This window comes from Microcoleus sp. Aus8_D2 (assembly GCF_036702665.1).
Taxonomy (GTDB): Bacteria; Cyanobacteriota; Cyanobacteriia; order Cyanobacteriales; family Microcoleaceae; genus Microcoleus.
This window is the reverse complement of sequence record NZ_JAUBUN010000067.1, coordinates 1-23,706: the sequence shown is the minus strand read 5'-3', so window position 1 is coordinate 23,706 and position 23,706 is coordinate 1. Positions and strand designations below refer to the sequence as shown.

Genomic DNA, 23,706 nt, shown 5'->3' with positions numbered 1-23,706 from the left:
GCTTCACGACTTGGGGAATCACATCCCTGAGCGTGTTTGCAAGCAATCCTTAATTCTCAGTTTAGAAGCGTTATTTAGTCTTAGGAGAAACTCAATGAGTGTGGTTTTAGATGCGCCAGTAGAACTTTGGTCTACGGCTAGTTCGGATGATACACAGGCTGTCATTCGCGCGGTTTACAAGCAAGTGTTGGGGAATCCCCACGTGATGGAAAGCGAACGCCTGACTGTGGCAGAATCCCAGTTGTGTGATGGTGCGATGACAGTACGGGAATTTGTCCGCGCTGTGGCAAAATCTGACTTTTATCGCGGTCGGTATTTTGAATCCTGCGCTCCCTACCGCTTTGTCGAACTCAACTTTAAACATTTGTTAGGTCGCGCTCCCTTAGACCAAGCAGAACTTTCTGAGCATATTCGCACCTGTATCGAAAAAGGCTACGACGCAGAAATTGACTCGTACCTCGACAGTCAAGAATATCAGGACAAATTTGGCGAAAATACAGTCCCTTATTATCAAGGGGCAAAAAGTCAAGTCGGACAAAAGCAAGTTGGCTACAATCGCACCCTTTCCCTGTATCAAGGTTATGCAGGAGTTGACAGTGCTTTTACCGCTTCTCGCTTAGTTGACTTCGTAGCTGGTAATAGTGGTAACAAAATTACTTTACCAAGCACAGGCGGTCGTCTTAGTGCTTCCAAAGATGCCACCGAAAAAATGTTCAAGATTGTAGTCAAGGGAGCTAAATTTGATAGCCCTCGCCGACTGAGCAACACTGAATATCTTGTCTCTGGTGCAAAGATGACCCCGCAAATTCAGCGCATCCATCGCGCTGGCGGAAAAATTGTCAGCATCACCGAAGTTGCTTAAGCCATAGAGTGATGGGGGAGTATCCCCGCAGTCAATTTACTTTTTGTTGCACAGGCAAAACAGCCTGTGACTTAGATGTCGGCTTTCTAGCGCACACCACACCAAAATAATTTTTCTGCCAAACAGGGATGCTCCCTCCGTCTTGCTTATGACTTGAGATTTTTACTCGATCGCCAACGCTTCTGACTTTTTTTGTGACTGATTATTTCTGACTTTTGTGAATTCAGAATTATTCTTTAATAGTAAAAACCGCCCGAAGCTGTAACATTTTCTCACAGTCAAAACAACTTTATTAAGTTTAGGAAAAACCATGTCCAGTTTAACAGCAAGTTTCGTCATTGACCCAGTAGAACTGCGCTCTAATGCAACGGAAGACGACTTACAATTAGTAATTCGCGCTGCTTACCGCCAAGTATTAGGCAACGTCCACTTGATGGAAAGCCAGCGTCTCACCAGTGCCGAATCCTTACTGCGGAATGGCGATATTACAGTACGCGAATTTGTCAGACAAGTGGCAAAATCAGAACTCTATCAATCTCTGTTTTTTAACACCAATTCTCCCTATCGGTTTATTGAGTTAAACTGCAAGCATTTGCTGGGTCGCGCTCCTCTGGAACAAACAGAAATTGCTCAGCACGTCCAAACTTGCAACAGCAAAGGCTACGGAGCCGAAATCGATTCTTACATTGATAGCGACGATTATACCCAAAATTTTGGCGAAAATGTCGTTCCCTATCCTCGCAGCATTCGCAGCCAAACTGGCATCAAGAATGTCGGTTTTAATCGGATGGTTTCTTTGCTCGGTGGAGCATCCACTAGCGATAGCAGCAATAAACCTCAGTTAATTGCGACTGTTGCCAGCAATATACCTCAAAAAATCAAACTTTCTAGCATTGGTTCCAGTGGAACTTCTAGCACTACTGGCAAGCGTTTTCGGATTGTGGCGGGCAAATCTGGTGGTGCTAAAGTCAGAACGAGCAACATCAGTTATGAAGTTGGCTATGCTCAACTTTCTCGGCAAATTCAGAGTATCCAAAAAACTGGTGGCAAAATTATCAGCATTACTGAAGTTAGCTAAATCTCCTGAGGCTTCAGTTTGGTTTTGATTTAGCTTTGGTCTCTTCTACTTTTTCTAGAGCGAGTTTATTATTCGCTCTTTTTCCATGGGAAAAAAGCCCAAAAATTGATTTATAGAAGAAGGAAGTTCGGCAACGGATTTTATAACTCACATTCCGCACTTCAAAATGTAATATGTAATTATTACACCTGTTTGGTAGTTTGGCAAACACCAAAACAGAAACAAAGTAAGTATTAATACGCAAAGTAAACAAATAAAACGTCAAATAACTCAGAATTTTTGTATTACTTGGTATACTACAAATTGACGTGCGGAATGTGGGTTATAACGGATGTAACGGATGTCAGTCAGAAGGAAAAAATCTTTGGTCGGAGTGCGTCCATAACTATTTCTAAAATCTAAAATCTAAAATCTAAAATCTAAAATCTAAAATGGTATTACCCCCAATCGCTGATAAAAAAATGCAGGCTTGGATACGAAGTCGTCACCTAATTTTCTCAGGTCAATTTTTGATTTTTGAAACTTTAGACTACCCAGCCGTTGAGAGATTTGAGGAATGTATTACCAGTCTAGGAGGATGCTTAATTTCTGTGGAACCGCTCAAACGAGTGTGGATGGGAAATCACCGACAAGTGATGCTCTATCACGCGAAAGGAAGTTTGCATACACCTCATCACGAACTGCGACAATATTGGTTCAAATATGGCAGTTTTCAGACTAGATTTGATGAGAGAGTTTAAATCAAGCAGGTTCGTTGTTAAAAAATGACTTCGGTGTTAAAATAATTTTGGTCAGGAATGAGAATTAAATAACTTACAATTTTTATGCTTCTTGTGGGATGGGCGGGGGATCCCGTCCAGAAAGGACCCGCGGGCGTCGGGATCGCCCCACAAACTTGTGTAAATTATTTAATTCGCGATCCTCAGTTGCACAAAGTGAACTCTGTTGTTTAAAGTAAGGAAAAGTCCTGCTCTGTGCCGGTTATGGATATTCACGAAATTGAAGCGTCTCTAGAAAATTCTGATTTTCAATATCGACTTAAGGCGATCGCAGCTCTGAAAGATTATACACCAGAGATTGCCGTTCCCTTGCTAAAAGCTCGACTCAACGATCCAGAATTTTTAGTACGCACCTTTGTCAGCAGGGCGTTTGGACAGCAGCAAACCGCCGAATCTTTCGCGGCCTTGCTGCAAATCATGAAATTTGATAACACTCCGAATGTGCGAGCCGAAGCTGCAAATTCCCTGTCGCTGTTCGGTAGGTGCGCTGCGTCTCATTTAGTGCTGACTTTTATTCAGGATGACCACTGGCTGGTGCGTCGCAGCATTCTGGGCGCGCTGGTGGATATGGAGTGCTACAGCGAACTTTTTGAGGTGTGCGTGGAAGCCTTAGCTGGGGAAGATATGACTACCCAGGAAGCGGCGGTGGATGCGCTCGGTGCGTTAGCCCGAAGCAGTCAGGAACCAGCGGCACTCGATCGGTTGTTGTTGCTGGCTGATTCTGAGTATGAAGGGATTCGCCAGCACACTGCATCTGCTTTGAAGCATTTTGATGCTCCTGAGGCGAAGCAGGTGTTGAGTCAACTGCGCCAAGACTCTCACCATCGAGTGGTTGGTGCTGCTTTAGAAAATTTGCTTGAGAATAATTAAGAATATTTTATGCAGTTCTAGAGGCAAAAACCGGGTTTTTTCGCAATATTGCCTGGAGTGGGAGGAATGTGGGTGAAAAACCCGGTTTCTTGAATGCCTGTGCGTAATTCCTGCGATTGTTAACGGCTCAAGCTTGACTGAACTGTTTTAAGCCTGCGATTAAGTTGTCAAAAGCAAGACCTGATAAATCCTGTTCCTGGGAACTAAATTGCTGTAAACAGACTGTTTTTAATTGTTCTAATCCACAGAGCATTGCCGCCACGGGAACTCGCAATTCTTGATAAAGTAGTTCCATGTTTTCTAGTCCGGCTTGACTGGTAAATTCAGGATTTTTCGCTGCTATGCTATAGGAGACAGAGCGCAGGAAGTGCCAAAAATCTCGCCAACAGGCTTCGGCGCGTTCTGGAGGATAGAGGTCATTACCTGGTTCGGCGATATTGGGAAAGTCGGCTAGCACTTTTTCCCTGGCCTTGGATACAAAGTTAGGTGCTTGTTCTCGCAGCAATCTCGCTTCTTCTAACATTAACGAACTATCGGGGAGCAGATTTTTGAGGTTTTCTAAATCGGCGTCGGTGAGATATCTGCTTTCATCGTCAGCCTTTTGAAAAATGGCGATAACTGGATCTGGATAGAGGTTTTTCCAAGTGGCAAAGCTGACGATTCTGGCTTTGGGAATTAATTGTTTGGCTTTTTCACTTAGTTGCATAGCTATTAAATTTGTACTGAGGTAGTTGGACACGATCCAAGTTATAGACTAGAATTATGAGAAGTCTTATTAAGATTTGTTACATTTGATAAAATCAAAGATGAGAGTGTGGTACAAAGTCTTCATTGAGATTAAGTGCGATCGCACCTTTGGTTTCATAACGAATGGTTTCATAACGAAATATTACTTTGTTATCCATAAAAGAGACTAGGTTTAGGGCGATCGCCTATTATCCTGTGTTCAGGCAGAGATTGAAGGAGCTAAATTATAATCTATGTTTAAGCCATTTCAGCAATTTCTAGAAAAAGAACTGTTTGACAACTTTGCACTAGAGAGCCGTCCCATTCCCTCTGGATTGGAATCTGTGGTGAGTGAAAGAGGTAAAAATCCCGCCACGATTCAAAGTTGGTGCTATGAATGCCCAGAATTGCGAAAGATTCGCTACACCTACATCGATGCTGGGGAAACGGCGCAAATTTTTAACAGTGTGATTTATCCAAACCACAATTACGATGTGCCGTTGCTAGGAATTGATTTTTTAGCGTTTGGACAAAAGAAAATCTTGGTAGTGATCGATTTTCAACCGTTATTTCGCGATCGCCCTTACATAGATAAGTATATCGAACCCTTGACCGAAATTCGAGGTAAATACAGCTCGTTGGTACAAGACTTAGAAATGAAGTTTTATGATGCCAACCAGTATTTTTCCAAAAATTTGCTTTTTGCCAAAACCGACGCCGAAACAGTAGTCAACCAATTGTTTCCCGCCTATCAAGAATACGTGCAGTTGTACTGGAAAATGCTACAGCAAGCTACTCCCCTGACAACTCCCGAAGAAGTTCAGCGGATTGTGAAAGCACAGAAAGATTACGACCAGTATAGTGCAGAAAGAGACCCCGCATCCGGGCTATTCGGTAGCTATTTTGGTCATGAATGGTCAGAGCGCTTTTTGTACGAGTTTTTGTTTGAAGATGCTGTTCCCTTAGCGGTTCCCGCCGGAGCAAAATAAATTAAAGATGACTCTCTATCAGCCTTTTTTAGATTACGCCATTCCACTACTAAGGGAGCGACTTGATTTAGCTCCCTATCCGATTCCGGCTGGTTTTGAAAGAAAAGAATGTATCACGGGGAAAGGAAAAAAAGAGCAGTTGGTTGTCACTACTAGCTATGCTTTTCAATCCCCAAAACTGCGGCAGATTCGGGCGGCTCATGTTGAGGGTGGTGATGCTCTTCAGGTACTGAATTTTGTGATTTTCCCGCAAATTAATTATGATTTGCCTTTTTTTGGGGCGGATTTGGTGACTTTACCGGGGGGACATTTGATTGCTTTGGATATGCAGCCACTTTTTCATGATGCTGCTTATCAGAAGCAATACTCAGAGCCGATTTTACCGATTTTTAACAAGTATCAAAAAGATTTGCCCTGGGGTGGCGATTTTCCGGAAGAGGCAAAACCTTTCTTTTCTCCGGCTTTTCTGTGGACTCGTCCTAAGGAAACTGAGGCTGTGCAAACTCTGGTGTTTGATGCTTTTAAGGATTATCTACAAGCTTATCTCGATTTGGTCGATCGCGCGCAACCAGTCACTGACAGTCAAAAATTAGCAGAGATTCTTCAGGCACAACGCAATTATATCAACTATCGGGCCGCGAAAGATCCTGCTAGGGGAATGTTTCTGCGCTTTTATGGCGAGGAGTGGACTGAAGAGTATATTCACGGTTTTCTCTTCGACTTGGAACGCCACCTCGAACACTGATAAGTTGTAGGGTGCGTCGCCATGAAAAATATCTCACTAATTATCGCAAATCTGATAGCGACGCACCGGGAGCTTCCAAGATTGAGATTGTTTTACGAGTTGTAGGGTGCGTCGCCTGCGATAAATATCTAACTAATTATTGCAAATCTGATAGCGACGCACCGGGAGCTTCCAAGATTGAGATTGTTTTAGCAGTTGTAGGGTGCGTCGCTGTGAAAAATATCTAACTAATTATTGCAAATGAGATAGCGACGCACCGGGAGCTTCCAAGATTGACATTGTTTTACCAGGGTACGAGTTGTAGGGTGCGTCGCTGTGAAAAATATCTAACTAATTATTGCAAATCTGATAGCGACGCACCGGGAGCTTCCAAGATTGAGATTGTTTTATTTGGGTACGAGTTCAACGCTATTTGTTAGGTGCGGATCTGTGAGATTGTCGATGTTTATTTAGGCATTTTCAACGGCGACGCACCCTACAGCTTTAACTGAATAGACGGACTTAAGTCCGCACTACGAACCCAATTGGCGGACTTAAGTCCGCACTACGAACCCAATTGGCGGACTTAAGTCCGCACTACGAACGGGGTTGACGGACTTAAGTCCGCACTACGAACCCAATTGGCGGACTTAAGTCCGCACTACAAACGATATCTAGTTTGCAAGACTCTGAGCTGTATTGTTCCGAGTAAAACAATTCCAAGTACCTAACTCCTTGGAATTGCGACTGGAAAGCATCGCTCTCGTTTCGGCGCTCAATCCTTGTACTAAGCTGAAATCAGCACCAGCAATACTCTGCAACTGGTCTAAATTTGCTCCTGTCAAATCAGCCGCCCGTAAATCTGCGCCCTGCAATTCAACTCCAATCAACATCGCATTCCGTAAATAAGCACCAGTCAAAAAAGCATTTTGAAGATTAGCTCCACTTAACGCCGCTCCCTCTAAATTTGCTCCCGTTAAATCGGCTCCGCTGAGATAAGCACCGCGCAGATTGCAGTAACTCAAATCCGCTCCTCGGAGATTGGCTGCATTCAAAAAAGCCCCGCTCAGACTAGCTTTCGGGCCAATAGCTTCGGATTTTTGATAATTAAATCCTTCCGGCCAAACAGTCTTGCTATCATATAAAGCTAATTTGAATTTAGCTCCTTCTAAGTTGGCATCGGCTAGATTGCAACCTTGTAAATCTGCTCGAAAAAAATAACTTTCTTGTAAATTTGCTCCGCTTAAATTGGCGTCTCGGAGATTGGCGCGCCGGAAGTCAACTCCCTGGAGATTGGCGCCTTGGAAATTGGTTTTGCTGAGGCTGGCTCCAATCAAATTTGCTCCGCTCAAATCAATTCCGGATAAATCCATTTGGCTGAGGTTGATTCCCTGGAGGTTGCTTTGAGCTAGGCTTTTACTGTGTTCAATCGCTTGTAAGACTTCTGTGAGAGTCAGGGGCTGTGAGAGGAAAAATGAGTGTTGACGAGGTGCCATTATATTTTTGAAGATTTATTGATGGAATTGCTCAAAGTTGTCCGGTGTCATTTATCCTAGGATTTGATTGAAGAGCGATCGCCAGAAAGTTAATTTTCTTAACCAAAATCCGATCTGATTCCGCTCCCATCCCCTTTACCCACCCAAAAACGGGTACCCGCCCCCGATTGCAGTCGTGGAGATCCCCACATTTTAGACGCTAGTTCAAGCTCCGGTGATTCACGGAGCTGCAAGTAAATCTAAAATCTAAAATCTAAAATCTAAAATCGACTGACAACGGGACTTGCTCTATTCCTCTCGCTAAGCTGACACAGAAATGCTGCTAACACCACCGATGACTATGATGGATTTTTTTCGCAAGAGTGAGGGCGTTTGGTTCACTCAGCGAACAGTCCACAATTTTGATACTGCTGCTGCTGATGAGTCGGGAGAATCTAATGTCACGATCGATGTCTTGTCTATTGATGATCCCAGAGTTTTAGAGGTTTGTCAACAGCAAAATGTAGATCCCGCTTTAGTTAGTGGGGGATGCAGTTTTATGTGGCAAGATAATTTGGATGATGCCATCCCCAACCAAAATTATGCTGCAATTTTGATCGATGTGCCGAATCCCAATAATCCGAAGATGGGTAAGTTTCTGCGAAATCGCGGCTATGTTGAAGGGATTCCGGTGATTGGTATTTACAATTTTGCTGATGATGGGGTATTGACTATTGAAACGGAATATGAGACAAATCAAGGACAGGAACGCTGTTGGTTTATTAACGATCATTTTCGAGTGCGGGTGATGACTGTTCAAATGAGCAATGGGGTTAAACAAATGGCATACTGTTCTGAGCGTCGTTGTATTGCTCCCTCTGTTTTAGAAGATTTATTGGAACACAATCGCTTAAGGGCTTCTGGGGCGGGTGCGGTGTCACATTAAAGTACACAAATAAAAGCCCGGCGATTGAAATCGCGGCTACAAAAACAAAGTCCACGCGGACTAATTATCCAACTATCAAAACTATGTCTGAAAACGAAGATTTGACAACATCCGATCGCGACGAATCTGCCGAAGATTTAACAGAAGATTCGACGCAGATAGAGGCGGAAGAATTGGTGGAAGTTATTGCCGAATTTGAGCGGTATCGAGAACGTTTGGTGAATGAGACAATGGCGGCAGCACAAAAGGCAAAGCTGCCACAAAAAGCAGCTATGGCTAAAATTGAGCCGGAACTTGCTAAAATTGATGCTGGACTAGACAGTCTTCGCACTCAATTGGCGGCTATAACTACAAATAATTAGGTGATAATTATGGTCAATTCTAACGCTCAATCTCAGGATGCTTCAATTTTGTTGGCTCATGCAGAAACAGATGCTTTGCTTCAACAAGTTACTGAACAAATAGATTTAGATACTTTTGATGCTAATGATGCTGAACTCTTGAAGCGTCTGGTTGAATGTTTGGGAGATACGCGGGGGATGACTCGACTGCGTTGTGCGGAAACTTTGGCAGAAATCGGTGAAGATGCTACTCCTTTTTTGTTGGACGCTTTGGGAAATCATGTTAATCCGGTTGTGCGGCGTGCTGCGGCTAAAACTCTGACTTTGATTGGCGATCCGACTGCTGTTCCTAATTTAATTCATGCTTTGTTAAATGATGAGGATACGGTGGTTAAGGGTTCGTCGATTGGGGCGCTGGCGAGGATTGGGGAACCTTCTGTGCAGGCTTTGTTGGATATTTTAGCATCAAGTAATTTGCCGGAAAGTACGATCGGTCATGCGGCTTGGGCACTGGCGTTTATTGGGGCGGGTGCGAAGGAATATTTGTATCGGGCGATCGCCTCTGATTCGCCTGTGGTGCGCGGGGCGGTGGTAGGGGCGATCGCCAAAGTCGCCCAGGAAGAGCCGAAAGCCGAGTTATTCGAGATTTTGGTGAAGTCTCTAACGGATGTTGATGTTGACGTGCGCTGCGAGGCGGCGGCTGCTTTAGGAAATCTCGCATACAAGCCTGCAATCCCCAATCTGATTGAGTTGCTGCACCACGGTGATGGCGAAAGTCGCAGGGCGGCGGCGTTGTCTTTGATGAAAGTGGGCGATCGAAGTGCGATCGAACCCCTACAAACCGCATTAGCTAAGGAATCGGAAGCCGCAGTGCAAGGCGTAATTAAGTTGGCAATTTCTCAAATTAAGTAACTAAAAATATGACGGAATCTGGCACAGGACGGATGCTACTTTCTCACAACTTTGATATGCCAGAAGATGTCTTTCCGCCATTAAGCAGGGAAGATTTAACTCGGGTATTTGCTGAGGGTTTGAGTCAATATCCTCAGATTAAATGCCGTGAATTAAATCATCCGCATTGGATGGTAGAAGTTTTATTTCCTCATCAGGATTTTTCTCCTCCTCAAGTGGGAGAATTTTGCGCTCAAGCTTTGGTGGATAAGCGGATGAGTCAAGGAAAAGTAGATGGTACTTTTCCTGATATTTTGATTTTAGCTGGATTGAAGAAAACTCCGCCTTTGAGTGACGATCCGGAAGCATTGCAACCCGGACAATGGGGAGTTGATGTGGTGGAAACTCAGTCGGCGGATAGTTTTTTGATGGCGCTGGGGTGGGAGGAGAAAACATCCGGGAAAAGTATTGAGGATGTATTTAAGGTTGAAAGGAGGAAGGGGTAAATTTGTAGTTCACTTGCCACAATTTTGCCATTTTTTAACTTTCCTCATCATCTTGTCCTGGTAAATCTAAAGCAATCATTAAAGCGCGATTAAGTTCGGCAATTTTTGCCTCTGAAAGCTTTCCCAGCATTTGGAAAAGTCTAGTTTTGGCCAATACCCGCACTCGATCGGCTTTAACAATTGAATCCTTTTCTAATCCTCCATCAGGAGCTTGAATCAAAACCTGAGCTGGAAAAATCCGCTTGTTTTGTTGGTAACTGGTGCAGGGAACTGCCAACACTACTGGGCTACTAGAATTAATTGCATCGCGACTAACTATAATCACCGGACGATTTCCCCCTTGTTCAGAACCTTCCACAGGATCGAGACGAGCTATATAAACTTCTCCTCTTTTCATTCTTGAGAGTCCGCCAATTTAAACGCCTCCCAAGAAGCTGTAGCAAATTCAGCCTCCATTTGTAAAACTTCAGCTTGATATTCTGGATCGGTTGCCATTTCTGCTAGTGCTGCATCAATTTCTGCTCGTTTCAGCGCCGCTAATTCTCTACGAATAGCCCGCATAATAAATTCATCACGACTTTTCGCTTTTCCCTGGTTTACTGCTCGATCGGTCGCTTCTAGTAAATTAGCAGGGAGACTGATTTTTGCTTCAATTGTAGGATTAGACATCAAAATCACTCCTAACTGAAACCTGAATGTTCTCTAGATATCTATCTTAACTTTTTTTTTCAAAATAGTTATGTATCGAGCGAGGATGTTTTTAAGGTTGAAAGGAGAAAAGCGTAAAAGCTTTTCGTGCTAGATCCCAAAATAACGACCCTACAATCTCGTGAAGCGAAGCTATCCCGAAGGGAATCGCACAAATCAAGCCGTCACAGCCAAAGCCTTGATACTTTCTTGGGTATCACGAGCAATTTTTTGCTAACTATTATACCAGATTGTAGTCTTTTTTCTTGACAGGAATACGAATCACAAACTCTGCCCCTGTGCCCGGAGTTGAAAAACACATTAGCTCACCGCCGTGTTTTTCGGTGATGATTTGGTAACTGATCGCCATTCCCATTCCGGTTCCCTTACCAACAGGTTTTGTGGTGAAAAATGGATTAAATATCTGTTTTTTGATTGATTCGGTAATTCCGCCTCCACTGTCGGCGATCGCAATTTCCACCGAGTCTAAATCAATCACCGATGTAGAAATAGTAATTTGACTTGGATTTTCTTTTCTTTGTTGTTGATTTATTTTATAATTCACCTCATCAATCGCATCTATAGCATTTGCCAGAATATTCATAAACACCTGATTTAATTGTCCAGCATAACACTCCACCAACGGTAACTTCCCATAATTGCGAATCACCTTAATCTCTGAGCAACCTCGATTATCCTTCAAACGGTGTTGCAAAATCAGCAATGTACTATCTATCCCTTCGTGAATATCTACTGACTTGAACTCGGCTTCATCCATGCGCGAAAAATTCCGTAACGACAACACAATTTCACGGATACGCTCGGTTCCAATCTTCATGGATTTCATGATTTGGAGTAAGTCTACCTGCAAAAAATCTAGCTCAATTTCATTTTCTTTAGCTTGAATTTCAGCGACGGGATTGGGATAGTTCTGCTGGTATAGTTGCACTAATTCCAGCAGGTTTTGTGAATATTGCTGAATATGTGTGAGGTTGCCGTGGATAAAGTTAACGGGGTTATTGATTTCATGGGCCACACCCGCTACAAGCTGTCCTAGGCTAGACATCTTCTCAGCATGAACAAGTTGGGATTGAGTTCGTTTAAGTTCGAGCAATGTCTCTTCTAACTGACGCTTTTCCTTGACTTCCCTCTGTGAATCTTCTAGCTCATGGATGATTTGTCGGAGCAAACACTCCTTTTTTTGATTGGTTTGTTCCAGTTCCAAACAGTTTTTTTCCGCTCGCTCTAACTTTTTTCGCAAAATTCGGTTTTCTTTTTCGAGCTGCTGAGTTTTTGTTAAATTATCTATCTGTTCTGATAGCATATTATTATTGTCCTCCAAGTAGCAAAGTAATAAAGGTTTCATTATGAAAACAGGATATTTTCTGATTTTTGAAAGGAGAAATTTCGCCATTGGTGTAAAACCCACAACTTGGCAATGCCTGGGTTAAACAGGCTTGAGTTAGCGCATATTCTTCTTTTGTCCGACTACCTAAAATTTGTCGCCGACTAGCACAGGACAAATACAGAGCCGCCGCAGGTACTTTACCTGGATAATTTTCTAAGGCTTGCATCATAGATCTTTGAGATGCAGTCAGAATGTTATCATGGGTGGTTTCGGTAATTTGAACGATCGCGCCTTCGGGAATGTCCCCAAAAAAGGTCACGCTTCCGACGGCTGGATCGTAAACCCCACTGGGCGCTCGCATATAGTAATGACTTTCATCCGAATCAAACACGGCCAGGGGATATTCTGAAGAGGGCGGCAATTTCCCCAAGTAGTGATGATAAAATTCTAGAGCGGGTTGGCGATCGATTTCGTACAGGATATTTTGAGAGGCTTTGGTGACTGTACCTTTTTTACCAAGTGGATTCCAGCCACTAGCAACGCCATGAGAAAAGAGAATATCTCCAGAGATTAAAAGAATGGGAATCGCATCGCTACAAACTTCTGTCCCGAAGAATTGATAGGTTTGTTGGAAGCGCCACTGATCCGCCGTCAGTCCGCCAAAAATCTGGACTTGTTTGTCTAAAGCTTGATTCAAGCTATCTAAAATCAATACGGCACTTGCGGTTAGACTTTCTGGGAAGGTAATACAAAGTTTAATCGGATCTTGATGACCTGTTTTTGCTTGAACAATAGCAGTTTGAATCGCCGCCTCCAAGTCCTGAGAAATGCCTCGTCCAATCCCAGCACGGATAGTAATGCGATCGGAACAAAATAGCATGAGGGTAAGTGAATCTTGTTCAAATCCTAAAACAGAAGACATTTCTCCATCCGTTGTGCCACCAATCAGTTGAATTTCGGGATATTGCTGATGAATTTGATGCAAAATTAGGGTATGATCGAAATCAATGGCAGCCAACAAGATACCTGCTTGAGGAAGTTCGCCTGATAGGGAATCATCACATTGCTCTAGCACTTCTGTTATTGCCGCTAGAGAGTCAGGATCGTTGCTATGACCAACGACAGCTTTTAACATAGGTCTGCTCCTGTATTTTCGACACTAAATGATTACAGAAATATACATAGTTGTTATCTACTATTAGATTCCTGATTTTGTATTAATTTTTAACAAACTTGACGGCGATCGCAGCCTATCAACAATCGATTTTTAGCCCTGCTATTTTATGAGTATAGCGAAAAATTCCGCCTTGTCAATTTTAAATATAACTTACGCATTCAGGCCTTCAAACCTTAGTTTTTTACCCTTACTGTGGACTACAACCAAGCATTTTCGTCCATCTAACCCCAATACGCTTGGGTTAAGACAGTGCGGTGGGCCAGACGTTTGAAAAACAGACACTGCAATTGCCGCTCTTTTGAGCTCTCTTCGGACAAAAAAAGCGTTAACAATCGCGTATTGCATCTAACCCGGTTTCTGACCACCCGCGATCTCATATCCGTTTGATGCGGAATTTTATCTGATGGAGTTTTGTAGGGGCCATTGGTGTCAACTTAACGTCAAACCTATTATCAGTCTTCTGTCTGGCGATTAAGGCTCTTCTCCCGCTCCTAGCCCCCGCAACGATTCGGGGGGGATAAAAGTCTTCTCTTTCGTCCCCCTACAACCTTGAAAGGATGCGAGGGGGATCGACGCTCTGCTAAAAACGAGATTTATCAATGGTTTCAGGCGATTGTTGACACCAATGGGTAGGGGCCATTTTGCCGATATATTTGATAAGTATCGACAAATTATATAACCCGCCCAGCGCGTACAATTAGGATGCAACCGGATTTGAGATGAGTCAGTCCTATTAAAAAAGTGTTGCCAGAATCATCAATTTTATAACAATTATGAAAAGTTGCTCCTGACCGCGCCGGACGGATGCTGGGCCGTTTCCCTACAGATGCTAGCACGCTCGTATTTAGCAATACTTTTGGGAATTGGTATTAGCCTACAACTTCAGTCTTGGAGGCAACTTTACCACAGACGGTAGTGCTAGGGGGAATTGCCACTACAAAACGCTATCAGGACTTACGCAACTGGCACAATTAGCGGGGGGCCCCGTCGGATCAAAGCCTAGTTTTTCGTGCTATATCCAAAAACGGGGCCCCCTACAATCTTCCTTTGATTAATGACTTACGGGACATCCTCCTCTAGTTAACCCTGTTAAGAAATTATTGGTGTCAAAGAAATGTTCTACAGACTCAATCTTTAAATCCTCTGTGACTTTAGCAATGCTAAGACCAATAACTTCAATAGTTTCTCCTGTCCCTTGATGCTCTTTATAAGAACCCTTAAAAGTCCCCCAGTGTCTCCACTTAAACACAACGTTAGGAGGCCCGGCAACGACTTCGACTAATTCCCAGTGAAAGCCATCGGGAAAAGCTGTGTGAAACAGGTTGTAGGATGATTGAAAGGTTTCATCAGAGGCGCGGTAATAATCTGAGTTTTCCAGAAATAGATTATAGGTTCCCTGATCTACAACATCTTGGGCTGTGTATTCTTTTCCTCCATTAGTGCTCATACGGAATTTATCCGTAACTACAGAGATCCATTGTTGGGGATTGGTTTTGAAGGATGCTTCCATTTCAAATGTTCTCACCAAGTTATAGGCGATCGCATTTAAAGACCCTTCGGCATGATTGTGTTTCCGTTCCTTTTCCAAGAAAGCATTAGTGCGAGAATAGTCTGGACGATTCCCGTCGCGCCATTCTACTCCATCATCCTGTTTGAGAACTTCTTCTCTATCTTGCACCCAGAGGGGTAAGCCGGGAGTTGTACTCATACTTGTTAATCTTCCTATGATGTGGGTTAGTAAAAATCTTGATACTGCAATCAAAGACTGACGGTTCTGATTCTATAGTATTTTAAATGTTCTATACCCAAAAAAATCGCCCTGTCAATCCTATGCCACCATTAACCTAACTATCTGCACGCTTATAATTCATCACCAAATCCAACCGCGATAAAGAACTTGTCGCCGATTCCCGCACGTAGGAATCAACTGCTTCATCATTAGCAAATCTGGTAAGAATTTCTACACAACGAGGATCGCCCACAGAAGCAAGGGCATTCACGATCGCCACCTGTACCGCTACATTATCTGTTGTTGTCAGCGATTCCACCAAAATCTCAAACGCAGAGGAACCCATCTGTCCCAAGGCCATCACGGCTGCAATATGAACCACAGGATTAGCGTCATCAATCGCCTTTTTTAATCCCTGCAAACCGACTTCTGGGAAAGATAATTCAGGATAATTAATCGCAACTTGTGCTAATACTTTCGCTGCACTTCCTCGTACCGTCACGTTGTCGCTGTTTAACAATGCGTCAACTACCGATGGTACTGCATCCTCGCCGATCGCACCCAACACCTTCACCGCCGCCCGACGATAAACGACATCTTCGTCGTCTAAAATGGCCACCAGTCGAGGAATTGTATTTTCATCGCGGGAATCGGCAATTTCAAACATCGCCCGATCGCGCATATGAGGATTCGGGTGTTTTAGCTGTTCAAACAAAGCATCTGTTGTCATGATTTAAGAAGGAAGAACGAAGAAGGAATAAGGAATAAGGAATAATACTCTGGTTTCTGAGTAATATCGTGTCAATTGGATTACTAGCGATCGAAACTGTTTGTAGTGCGGACTTAAGTCCGCAGCATCAGAGGACTAAAGTCCTCACTACAAACCTGATAACTCCTCAATTAAGATAATTAGGATTTTGCTGAGTTATGAGCTTCTATTTTAGCTTGTACTAACCAATCTCGAGCGGTCGCATCGGTTTTATAGCCGCTGAGATCGCCTAGTTTTTCGAGGGCAATTAATGCAGCATACTGCAAATCCCAGATTTTTGTTTCCAAACAGGCTTGCAATGCTGGAATAGCACGCTGCTCTCCGAGTTCCCCTAGGGCGATCGCCGCGGCTGCACGGGATTTCTGAAACTGTGGTTGGGAGTTGTTCAAAGCTTCCAATAACAAATCGTAGGCGGGAGCGTGTTTGAGCCAGCCAAACAATTTTACTACATGAAAATGCGCTCCGTAGTCATTGTTTGCTTCTTCGGCAAAGGTGGCAAAAAGTGCAGCAGGTGCATCCTTTGAGTAATGTTCTAAAATGGTTTTTGTTGCTAAATAGCAACGTCCAAAATCCGTTTCGTATAATTGCTGAATCAGAAACGGTAAATCTGGTAATTTTTCATAACTGTGCACTAAATCCAAATCTTTGGGTTCGTCCCGCAAGGTTTGTTCTAAATAGGGTTTAATTGTCTCAAATGTTAGGGATTTGTCAGCGATTCCGGCTGCTGCTAGCATCCGAATTCCCCTCAGCCGAAAGACTAATGATACGGGACATTTGGCAATATTGGGAATGGCATCGTAGTAATGGGCATCAATTAAATCCTGAATTGATAATCTGCGCCCTAGGACATTTTTGTGTTGTAGCATGGCGACAACTTTTCCCATTTGAGAAAAGTCTCGGGTTAGGCGGCAAATTGCGGCGATCGCAGCACTAGCAGTTGGTGGATCGGCATCATTGACAAATTTGCGAATTCTTGCCTCCGCTGGCTGATAATCTAACTTAGTCAGGGTGTGGATAATTACTCGGTGGGTTTGTCCGGGTTTATCCAGCAATTGAGCAACTTCTTCTAGGATATCGGTGTCTTGAGTGCCAATTTCGCCGATCGCCCAAACGGCATTTTCGACGGTGTAACAATCATCATCGCTCAAACAAGTGCGAATCACCGGCAATGCTTGGACAGCTTGGAGTCTTCCCAAGGTTTCCACTGACTTGCGGCGGACAATGCGGTTGTCTAGGGATGGATCGGTTTGCTGTACTGCTCGCATCAGTGCTGCGATCGATCGCTCTGTAGGAAAATTTATCAAATGGGAAGCGGCTATGTAGCGGGAATCCTCTTCGCCGATTTGGTCTTGTGGCGTATCTAAAAGGGCGATCGCCTGATCTTCCGTTAAATTAAAAAAACTAAAAAAGCGTTTATCCATAAAAATTAGCCGTCTGGGATTAATTGTAATATCAATTCGCTTGAACGATCGCAATAATAAGTTCCTGGCGTTCGTAGTGCGGACTTCAGTCCGCAAGCAGGAGCGGACTGAAGTCCGCACTACAAACCGTTTTTCTTATTGGTAATCGATCAAACTCGATCTAACAGCATATCTTTATTTAAACACAATAACAAGCCCAGGAATTCTTTACCCTTACTTCACCGAAATCGGTAAAGCAATGAGCCAAGAGTTCCTAGACTTGTCGGGGTAGAAACTACCCAGTTACGACATCACAAACCTGTCTAATTAATTAGGACAGGGAGTTGATGGCGTAGTCAAGAAGAGCATTGTACTCAGTCAAAGCTTGAGCAGACATATCGCGAGGAGCGCAACCGCGGTTACGAGCAAAGCTTAAAGCTTCAACGTAAGGAGCAGTAGGCAAGCTCAAAGCGCGATAGACTTCGCGTTGACCAGCAATACCCCATTCATCAAGAGGGCCTGTGCCGCCAACTACTAGGCAGTATTGAACCAAGCGCAGGTAGTGCTTGATGTCGCGGTGGCATTTTGCTTTGAAAGTATCGGTGGAGTTAGCTTGACCGGATTCGTTCAAGTAAGGATACTTTTTGATGCAAGCATCATAAGCTTCTTTAGCAACTGAATCCAGGTTGTTACCCAGTTTTTCTGCTGCTTCTAAACGAGCAGCAGAGCGTTGGATAGAACCTTGTACTGATTCTAAATCTGAGGTGCTGGGGAAGCGTCCTGCTGCATCAGCAGAAGCAATCGCGGTGGTGAGAACTGATTTCATTTCCTAAATCTCCTAAACTGATTTTGACTGTGAGCGTAGTTTCTATTTTGCTGAGCGAATTGCGATTAGCAATGAACTAGCTCAGGGCAGAAATGATGCGATCGAAGTAGCTGGAAGATTCAGCAACCAAGCTAGCGCAACGATCTTCAACTACGGTTGTTCCCATTTTGCGCAACTTAGCACCAGCAAATTTTTCGCTGGGGTTGTCTTGGATGTGAGCAGCGGCTTGAGCCTTCATGATTTGAACTGCACGCACGGTGGAGGTGGTGGGTACGCCCAAAGCTGCGTAGGTTTCTTTCAAACCATTCAAGCAACGGTCATCAAGAACTGAAGCATCACCAGCCAAAAGAGCGTAGGTGACATAGCGCAGAATGATTTCTGCATCGCGCAAGCAAGCTGCCATGCGGCGGTTAGGATAGCAGTTACCACCGGCTTGGATCAAGCCTTGGTTTTCGCAGATCATACCGGCAACAGCGTCAGAAACCATGCAGCTAGCGTTGCTGGCGATCGCGTTTACAGCATCCAAGCGTCGGTTGCCGCTGGCAACGAAAGCTCTGAGGGCAGCAATATCACCGACGGTGGAGGTGCTGGCATCGGCTGAAACTACAGATCTTGAAAAAGCGTCAAGCATTGAGTTCTCCTTAACTTAGACGAAAAATTATTTCTTATCTCAGTTGGTCAACTTAGTGACGAACTTGATGGTTTTGAATATATCTTTGGGATGATGCCTTCGTCTCATTCCTGAGAAACAAAGTAACAATTTGTTACTTTAGTCGCTAAAAGCACATTTTTTCGTTGAACTGACATCTTCCACCATTCTCGCCTAACAGGCTTTCGGGCCTATGAAGCAAGACACCAAGTTACTTGTGGGGCATCGCGCCCACCCTTGAAAAACTTGTGGGCAATGGTGCAAGATGTGATTTAAACTCACATCCTGAGCTCGCAAGCTATGTTAAGTATGTCGATCAGACCCTACGCGGGTGAAAGTGACCTGGAAGCGATCGCCGATTTAATCAATACTTGCGAAGCAGTCGATCGGCTCGATGAAGGCACTTCCATCTCTGAATTGGAACAAGAATTTAACCAACCGTCCCGAGATTTAGCTCGCGATATCTGCCTTTGGGAAGATGCGGGCGGCAAATTAATCGGTTTCTCCGAGTTGTGGATTTCGGAAACAGGAGAACCCATCGACGGTGGGCTGTCGTTTTACGTCCATCCCGAGGCCCGCTGCGGGGATGTGGAAGCGGCGATAGTGGCTTGGGGCGAAGGGCGGATGCGCGAGGTAGCAAAAGAACGGGGTAAGCCAGTGAAACTCCGATCCTGGGCTAGGGCTGAGGATCGCTATCGCATTTCTGTACTTACAAATTGCGGTTTTATAGTCGATCGCTATTTTTGTCGCATGGCGCGATCGCTCTCGGAACCGATCGCAGAACCCCAATTTCCCGAAGGTTTTGCGCTGCGTGTATTCCCCGGCGAACAGGATGCAGAAGCTTGGGTAGAAATGTTCAACCAGTCGTTTATCGACCACTGGAACCACCACGATTTAACAGTCGAAAAATTTAAATACGATTTAGCAAAACCCAGTTATAGAAAGGATTTAGACTTAATTGCTGTAGCTGCTGACGGGACTTTTGCAGCTTTCTGTTATTGCGAAATTAACTCCGAAGAGTGCGATCGTACTGGACGAAATGAAGGCTGGATTGCTGTTCTTGGTACGCGGCGCGGTTTCCGCAAACTTGGATTGGGACGAGCGATGTTGCTGGCTGGCTTGCAGCGACTAAAAGCTGCCGGTGTCGAGACTGCGATTCTCGGCGTGGATACTGCAAATCCTTCCGGTGCATTGCGACTTTACGAGTCTGCGGGCTTCCACAAGATTCGCGACAGCATTTCTTATGTTAAGGATGTTTGATCGATGTCAGTATTTTAGGAGGCAGAGCCTCCGGGTATGGGTTCCCAGGCAGAGACTAGGAACGAGAATTTTCTCGTTGAAACCGGGTTTCTGGGCGGGACTGACGCACAGGGTTTAAGAAACCCGGTTTCTCTGTGTAGGCCTTGTCACCAAACAATATTTCTCATAGAAACCGGGTTTCTGGGCGGGAGTGTACAGTTGGCGATCGCACTCCAACTCCAGAAACCCGGTTTTTTAACGGATTTGCGAGTTCAAACGCCATATTTTTGTCAAAAAACCCGGTTTCTCATCAGCCCTAAAAGTTTTATCTAAAAAAGTTTTCCTACCCCCTTGACAATTATGTAGTATGTGGGTAGTATAAATATATGGAAAGCACAGGAGAGCCAAAAACCTGTATTTTCCGTACCAAATCTGAACCTTGACAAATAAATAGCGTTCGAGATTTCAAGGAACATCAATTTGAAAGTCTTGCAATAGAGACTTAATTGTCATGTTGTTACTTTTCACGAGAGTGTTCAGTTACAAACTGACTCGACCCGACGAGTCAGATATTGTACCAAGTCAACCGAATTCCAACGAATTTCAGGCGGATTCAGAACAGAACAATTGCGATCGATCGCGCTCGGCCCAAAAGACTGAAGAAATCCGCCATCTCAAACAAGCTTACCATTTAGAGCGGCGTTTGTTTGTGTAAAAATTGTCGTGTGGGCGCAGATGCGAATGCTGGCAATTTTTACCGACTAACGCCACAACTCAACAGCAGAAAAGCTACTAATCCAAAATCTCAAATCTCAAATCTCAAATCGCTTAAGGAGGTAACAGTTATGGTTCACATTCGTTTTGAAGGACGTTCCTATGATGTGGCAGAAAACCAACTGGGTATCACGGTAGGAATGAGCGACAAAACAATTCAGGAACGTCTAGCCAATCATTTTGATGTCAAGAGCGATCGCTTCGAGTCTTACGTGTTCGATCGCCGTCCCAGCGGTGATTTAATTGTCCGCCCAGAGGCAGTTTACGGCTAAGAATTTACTTTTATTCCGCGCCCTAATTCGAGAAGCATACAAACATTAGGGTTCTAGTTCTGAAAAGATTGCGGGTTCAAGTCCCGCTGAAGGCTTCGGTCTTTATGGTGAAATGGTAAACACGCTAGAATTTGTTAAAAGCTTTTCCAACTTGCGCGGTATAAAAAATCATCACCAAAAAATATCAGTTTTCGGGGGCGCACCCCAACAAAAGAAGCTTACAAACTGGTAACGTTCGACTTAAAATCGAATCGTGGGTTCGATTCCCACCTCGCCGCAAGGCGCAAAATACAAAGCTTCTCTGACTCGTGCGCCCCCTCTTATATCTGAAGTTTTTAGATCGGTCACGCAGTTACAAAGTTCCACTTCGCGCCCTCACAAATGAAGCTTACATACTAGCTCTTGGTAGAGCATTTCTCTTTAAAGAAAAGGTTGCGGGTTCAACTCCTGCGTATGAACAACGGCTTTCTTAACTTGCGCGAAGTGACCTTTACTACCACCAACATTTTGATTTGATTTCTCTTCATAAAAAAGGTTCGTAGTGAGGACTTTAGTCCGCAGAAAAAGAAGGACTGAAGTCCTCACTACAAACCTTATGGGATAAAGGTTCGTAGTGAGGACTTTAGTCCGCAGAAAAAGAAGGACTGAAGTCCTCACTACAAACCTTATCGAAAACAAAGGAGAATATCCCCTCTTAAATTTTTAGTTCCGCGCCCTAACATATGAAGCGCATACACACTATTCAACCAATTGGTCACAGGTTCAAATCCTGTCAGTCCCGTTTAAGGGGCTGTAGCTCAGGGGTAGAGCAATCGGTACGTTAAACCGCTTTTTAAACTTGTGCGGAACTTCCAATTTTTTAAGGACTTCAGTCCTGACAACAAACGAAATACTTCGCGCCCCAACTGATGAAGCTTACACACTTTAGTAAATATAACTGCCCTAAGGTACCGATATTCGAGCGATCGAATTAGGGAAGCATTCCGAGTCTCTAGTTCTAGATGAGGTTTGCGCGTCCACTGCCAAATAAAACTGGTAAGAACGGCTGTGCTTAAAGCTTTATTGACTTGTGCGAAGTGTTTTAAATTTTAACATCTTTGCAGCTAAATCTCATGCCGAATCCGGGCTTTTTCCCTTGAATCCGCGCACAGTGCGAGCTGAGTTTCATGGTGTGCGGTCTCAAATACCGAGTCGGAGGGGAGATTTCTAAGTGGATTTGGTATGCCAATAATTTGATTAGCAAGTTTCAATAATTATGAGCGAACATAGATTAGATAGAATCGTCATCGAACGACCTCGCGGTGGGTTGAGAAGCAGCTTAAAAAAGGTGAAAGGAAACAAGAAATTTTTGAATAAACTTACTGATGCAGCCTGCACAGATGGACTGTTGAGCCCTTATCTACTAAAACTGAGAAGGAAAAGCAAATATTTTTCTGATTGTCTGGGGCCTTTATTTCGCTGGCTGCGGAGCAAAGTAGGACAAAATTGGGATGATGTCTACAGGGAACTGTGTCAAATACTTAATATCAGTACGCTTTCTGGAAAACATATTCTATCCCATGTCTGGGAGTTTGTGGAAAGAGATGCTGTGTTAGTTGATGGAATTGTTTACAGTCGCAAAGCTCACCGTCAACTTGGTAAGTGGCGTGATAAACTTTACGTTCATCCCGAGACGCGGATGCTATGTGTAGCAAACAAAGTCAGAAAAGAACCTCCCAAAAAGCCTGATGATTTTGTTAATATCGATGACGATCATCATTATCGCAAGATAGATGGAATTTGGTATCTGATTGAGCTGGTAGATCGGGAAGAATTAGAAGTAACTAAATATTACTCTCATGTAAAAATATGGAAGGATACTGCGAGCAAACGTCAGTGCAACAAGAAGCAAATTAAGTTCATCACAGAACAACTCAGTAAGAATTAAAAGACCGGGTTTGTAGTGAGGACTTCAGTCCGCATCAGGTTTGTAGTGAGGACTTCAGTCCGCATCAGATTTGTAGTGAGGACTTCAGTCCTCAAAAATACGTTGGTATTAGCTATGAGCAATAAACTGGCAATTTACCGATCGCCCAACGAGATAGATACCCTCCTCCATGCGTTCCAAGAATGCAGCCTACCGCGCAGCGAGTGGACGCACGAAGCCCATTTAACCGTTGCTTTATGGTATTTTCTGTTTTGCGAATCGGAACAAGAGGCGATCGATACGATTCGCAATAGCATTAAACGTTACAACTCGGTTCAAGGAATTGAAACCACACCAAACAGCGGGTATCACGAAACGCTAACGCTGTTTTGGGCACAAACTGTGCGCGAGTATCTGGCTGATGAAAGCCCGAATCGCTCGATCGTACATTTGGCTAACGGTTTGATTGCCGAATATGCCGATCGCACTTTACCCTGGAGTCACTACACCCGATCGCACCTGATGTCCTGGGAAGCTCGGAATAATTGGGTGGAACCGGATTTAAGGGCGGAGTCAGTAGTCAGTAGTCAGTAGTCATTAGTCATTAGTCATTAGTCATTAGTCATCTCGCCCGCTCGCGAAGTCGAAGGGTGGTCATCAGTCATCAGTCATTAGTCATTTTAGCCGAAGAGCGACTGGTGCTGTATCTCGACTTCGCTCGATAACCGCGTAGCCGAAGCAAG

General features: G+C 44.1%; 27 protein-coding genes and 1 tRNA gene. 17 read left to right on the top strand and 11 right to left on the bottom strand.

All coding sequences use genetic code 11. The features are described from left to right. The first annotated feature begins 94 nt into the window (after positions 1-94). The 4 genes from QUB64_RS30995 to QUB64_RS30980 all read left to right on the top strand — a co-directional run bounded on the left by QUB64_RS30995 (position 95) and on the right by QUB64_RS30980 (position 3,589). The gene (locus QUB64_RS30995; protein WP_333278116.1) at positions 95-862 is read left to right on the top strand and encodes a phycobilisome rod-core linker polypeptide; all 768 of its coding nucleotides are present in this window, start codon (positions 95-97) and stop codon (positions 860-862) included. A gap of 310 nt (positions 863-1,172) precedes the next feature. Continuing rightward, positions 1,173-1,940 carry a phycobilisome rod-core linker polypeptide gene (locus QUB64_RS30990; RefSeq protein WP_333278114.1) on the top strand — a complete coding sequence of 256 codons (768 nt, stop codon included), beginning with the start codon at positions 1,173-1,175 and terminating at the stop codon, positions 1,938-1,940. 431 nt (positions 1,941-2,371) lie between these two features. Further along, positions 2,372-2,680, top strand: a complete 309-nt coding sequence (locus tag QUB64_RS30985) for a CpeR family transcriptional regulator (RefSeq protein WP_333278112.1) — start codon at positions 2,372-2,374, stop codon at positions 2,678-2,680. Positions 2,681-2,923: 243 nt separating this feature from the next. Then, positions 2,924-3,589 (top strand): HEAT repeat domain-containing protein, encoded by a 666-nt coding sequence (locus tag QUB64_RS30980; protein WP_333278110.1) that lies wholly within the window; start codon positions 2,924-2,926, stop codon positions 3,587-3,589. 127 nt (positions 3,590-3,716) lie between these two features. Here QUB64_RS30980 and QUB64_RS30975 read toward each other — a convergent pair whose 3' ends face one another. Continuing rightward, a complete protein-coding gene (locus QUB64_RS30975) occupies positions 3,717-4,295 on the bottom strand; it encodes a phycobilisome protein (protein ID WP_333278108.1) in 579 nt (192 codons plus the stop codon). Between the two features lie 274 nt (positions 4,296-4,569). Between QUB64_RS30975 and QUB64_RS30970 the strand changes: the two genes are divergently transcribed. The 3 genes from QUB64_RS30970 to QUB64_RS30960 are packed head-to-tail and all read left to right on the top strand — an operon-like array spanning position 4,570 to position 6,276. Continuing rightward, a complete protein-coding gene (locus tag QUB64_RS30970; protein WP_333278106.1) occupies positions 4,570-5,304 on the top strand; it encodes a 15,16-dihydrobiliverdin:ferredoxin oxidoreductase in 735 nt (244 codons plus the stop codon). Positions 5,305-5,311: 7 nt separating this feature from the next. Then, entirely contained in the window at positions 5,312-6,049 is a 738-nt protein-coding gene (locus QUB64_RS30965) for a phycoerythrobilin:ferredoxin oxidoreductase (protein ID WP_333278104.1), read from the top strand. 11 nt (positions 6,050-6,060) lie between these two features. Continuing rightward, on the top strand, positions 6,061-6,276 hold the full coding sequence (locus tag QUB64_RS30960) for a hypothetical protein (protein ID WP_333278101.1): 216 nt from the start codon (positions 6,061-6,063) through the stop codon (positions 6,274-6,276). Between the two features lie 426 nt (positions 6,277-6,702). On the opposite strand, the gene QUB64_RS30955 is transcribed toward QUB64_RS30960, so the two are convergent. After that, the gene (locus QUB64_RS30955; protein WP_333278100.1) at positions 6,703-7,524 is read right to left on the bottom strand and encodes a pentapeptide repeat-containing protein; all 822 of its coding nucleotides are present in this window, start codon (positions 7,522-7,524) and stop codon (positions 6,703-6,705) included. 316 nt (positions 7,525-7,840) lie between these two features. Between QUB64_RS30955 and QUB64_RS30950 the strand changes: the two genes are divergently transcribed. From QUB64_RS30950 to QUB64_RS30935, 4 genes are all read left to right on the top strand, one after another. Beyond that, the gene (locus QUB64_RS30950; RefSeq protein WP_333278098.1) at positions 7,841-8,449 is read left to right on the top strand and encodes a phycobiliprotein lyase; all 609 of its coding nucleotides are present in this window, start codon (positions 7,841-7,843) and stop codon (positions 8,447-8,449) included. Positions 8,450-8,532: 83 nt separating this feature from the next. Then, on the top strand, positions 8,533-8,811 hold the full coding sequence (locus QUB64_RS30945; RefSeq protein ID WP_333278096.1) for a hypothetical protein: 279 nt from the start codon (positions 8,533-8,535) through the stop codon (positions 8,809-8,811). A gap of 9 nt (positions 8,812-8,820) precedes the next feature. Next, positions 8,821-9,702 (top strand): HEAT repeat domain-containing protein, encoded by an 882-nt coding sequence (locus QUB64_RS30940; RefSeq protein WP_333278094.1) that lies wholly within the window; start codon positions 8,821-8,823, stop codon positions 9,700-9,702. A gap of 8 nt (positions 9,703-9,710) precedes the next feature. Further along, a complete protein-coding gene (locus QUB64_RS30935) occupies positions 9,711-10,187 on the top strand; it encodes a DUF2656 domain-containing protein (RefSeq protein WP_333278092.1) in 477 nt (158 codons plus the stop codon). 34 nt (positions 10,188-10,221) lie between these two features. Here QUB64_RS30935 and QUB64_RS30930 read toward each other — a convergent pair whose 3' ends face one another. The 9 genes from QUB64_RS30930 to cpeB form a co-directional block, all read right to left on the bottom strand. Continuing rightward, positions 10,222-10,584 carry a type II toxin-antitoxin system PemK/MazF family toxin gene (locus QUB64_RS30930; RefSeq protein WP_333278090.1) on the bottom strand — a complete coding sequence of 121 codons (363 nt, stop codon included), beginning with the start codon at positions 10,582-10,584 and terminating at the stop codon, positions 10,222-10,224. Next, on the bottom strand, positions 10,581-10,856 hold the full coding sequence (locus QUB64_RS30925; RefSeq protein ID WP_333278088.1) for a CopG family ribbon-helix-helix protein: 276 nt from the start codon (positions 10,854-10,856) through the stop codon (positions 10,581-10,583). Before QUB64_RS30925 ends, QUB64_RS30930 begins: the two co-directional genes overlap by 4 nt. A gap of 259 nt (positions 10,857-11,115) precedes the next feature. After that, on the bottom strand, positions 11,116-12,303 hold the full coding sequence (locus tag QUB64_RS30920) for a sensor histidine kinase (RefSeq protein WP_333394313.1): 1,188 nt from the start codon (positions 12,301-12,303) through the stop codon (positions 11,116-11,118). Continuing rightward, positions 12,203-13,357 (bottom strand): FIST signal transduction protein, encoded by a 1,155-nt coding sequence (locus QUB64_RS30915; protein WP_333278083.1) that lies wholly within the window; start codon positions 13,355-13,357, stop codon positions 12,203-12,205. The genes QUB64_RS30920 and QUB64_RS30915 overlap by 101 nt, the downstream gene beginning before the upstream one ends. Before the next feature lie 1,093 nt (positions 13,358-14,450). Then, positions 14,451-15,107, bottom strand: coding sequence for an ester cyclase (locus QUB64_RS30910; protein ID WP_333278081.1), 657 nt, complete (start codon positions 15,105-15,107; stop codon positions 14,451-14,453). A 136-nt stretch (positions 15,108-15,243) separates the two neighbouring features. Beyond that, positions 15,244-15,858, bottom strand: coding sequence for a HEAT repeat domain-containing protein (locus tag QUB64_RS30905; RefSeq protein ID WP_333278079.1), 615 nt, complete (start codon positions 15,856-15,858; stop codon positions 15,244-15,246). A gap of 179 nt (positions 15,859-16,037) precedes the next feature. Continuing rightward, positions 16,038-17,438: a HEAT repeat domain-containing protein gene (locus QUB64_RS30900; RefSeq protein WP_333278077.1), complete on the bottom strand. Its 1,401-nt coding sequence runs from the start codon at positions 17,436-17,438 to the stop codon at positions 16,038-16,040. Between the two features lie 190 nt (positions 17,439-17,628). Next, complete coding sequence (locus tag QUB64_RS30895) at positions 17,629-18,123, bottom strand: bleomycin hydrolase (RefSeq protein WP_333278075.1); 495 nt, start codon at positions 18,121-18,123, stop codon at positions 17,629-17,631. 76 nt (positions 18,124-18,199) lie between these two features. Continuing rightward, complete coding sequence (gene cpeB / locus QUB64_RS30890) at positions 18,200-18,754, bottom strand: C-phycoerythrin subunit beta (protein ID WP_333278073.1); 555 nt, start codon at positions 18,752-18,754, stop codon at positions 18,200-18,202. Between the two features lie 327 nt (positions 18,755-19,081). Between cpeB and QUB64_RS30885 the strand changes: the two genes are divergently transcribed. The 6 genes from QUB64_RS30885 to QUB64_RS30860 all read left to right on the top strand — a co-directional run bounded on the left by QUB64_RS30885 (position 19,082) and on the right by QUB64_RS30860 (position 23,557). Continuing rightward, positions 19,082-20,032: a GNAT family N-acetyltransferase gene (locus QUB64_RS30885; RefSeq protein WP_333278071.1), complete on the top strand. Its 951-nt coding sequence runs from the start codon at positions 19,082-19,084 to the stop codon at positions 20,030-20,032. 490 nt (positions 20,033-20,522) lie between these two features. Then, positions 20,523-20,726, top strand: a complete 204-nt coding sequence (locus tag QUB64_RS30880) for a radical SAM protein (protein WP_333278069.1) — start codon at positions 20,523-20,525, stop codon at positions 20,724-20,726. A 10-nt stretch (positions 20,727-20,736) separates the two neighbouring features. Then, positions 20,737-21,057, top strand: a complete 321-nt coding sequence (locus QUB64_RS30875; RefSeq protein ID WP_333278067.1) for a hypothetical protein — start codon at positions 20,737-20,739, stop codon at positions 21,055-21,057. 389 nt (positions 21,058-21,446) lie between these two features. Further along, positions 21,447-21,513 (top strand) — tRNA-OTHER (locus QUB64_RS30870). Positions 21,514-22,312: 799 nt separating this feature from the next. Continuing rightward, positions 22,313-22,984 carry a hypothetical protein gene (locus QUB64_RS30865; RefSeq protein ID WP_333278065.1) on the top strand — a complete coding sequence of 224 codons (672 nt, stop codon included), beginning with the start codon at positions 22,313-22,315 and terminating at the stop codon, positions 22,982-22,984. Between the two features lie 114 nt (positions 22,985-23,098). Further along, positions 23,099-23,557, top strand: a complete 459-nt coding sequence (locus tag QUB64_RS30860; protein ID WP_333278064.1) for a hypothetical protein — start codon at positions 23,099-23,101, stop codon at positions 23,555-23,557. Positions 23,558-23,706: the final 149 nt, after the last annotated feature.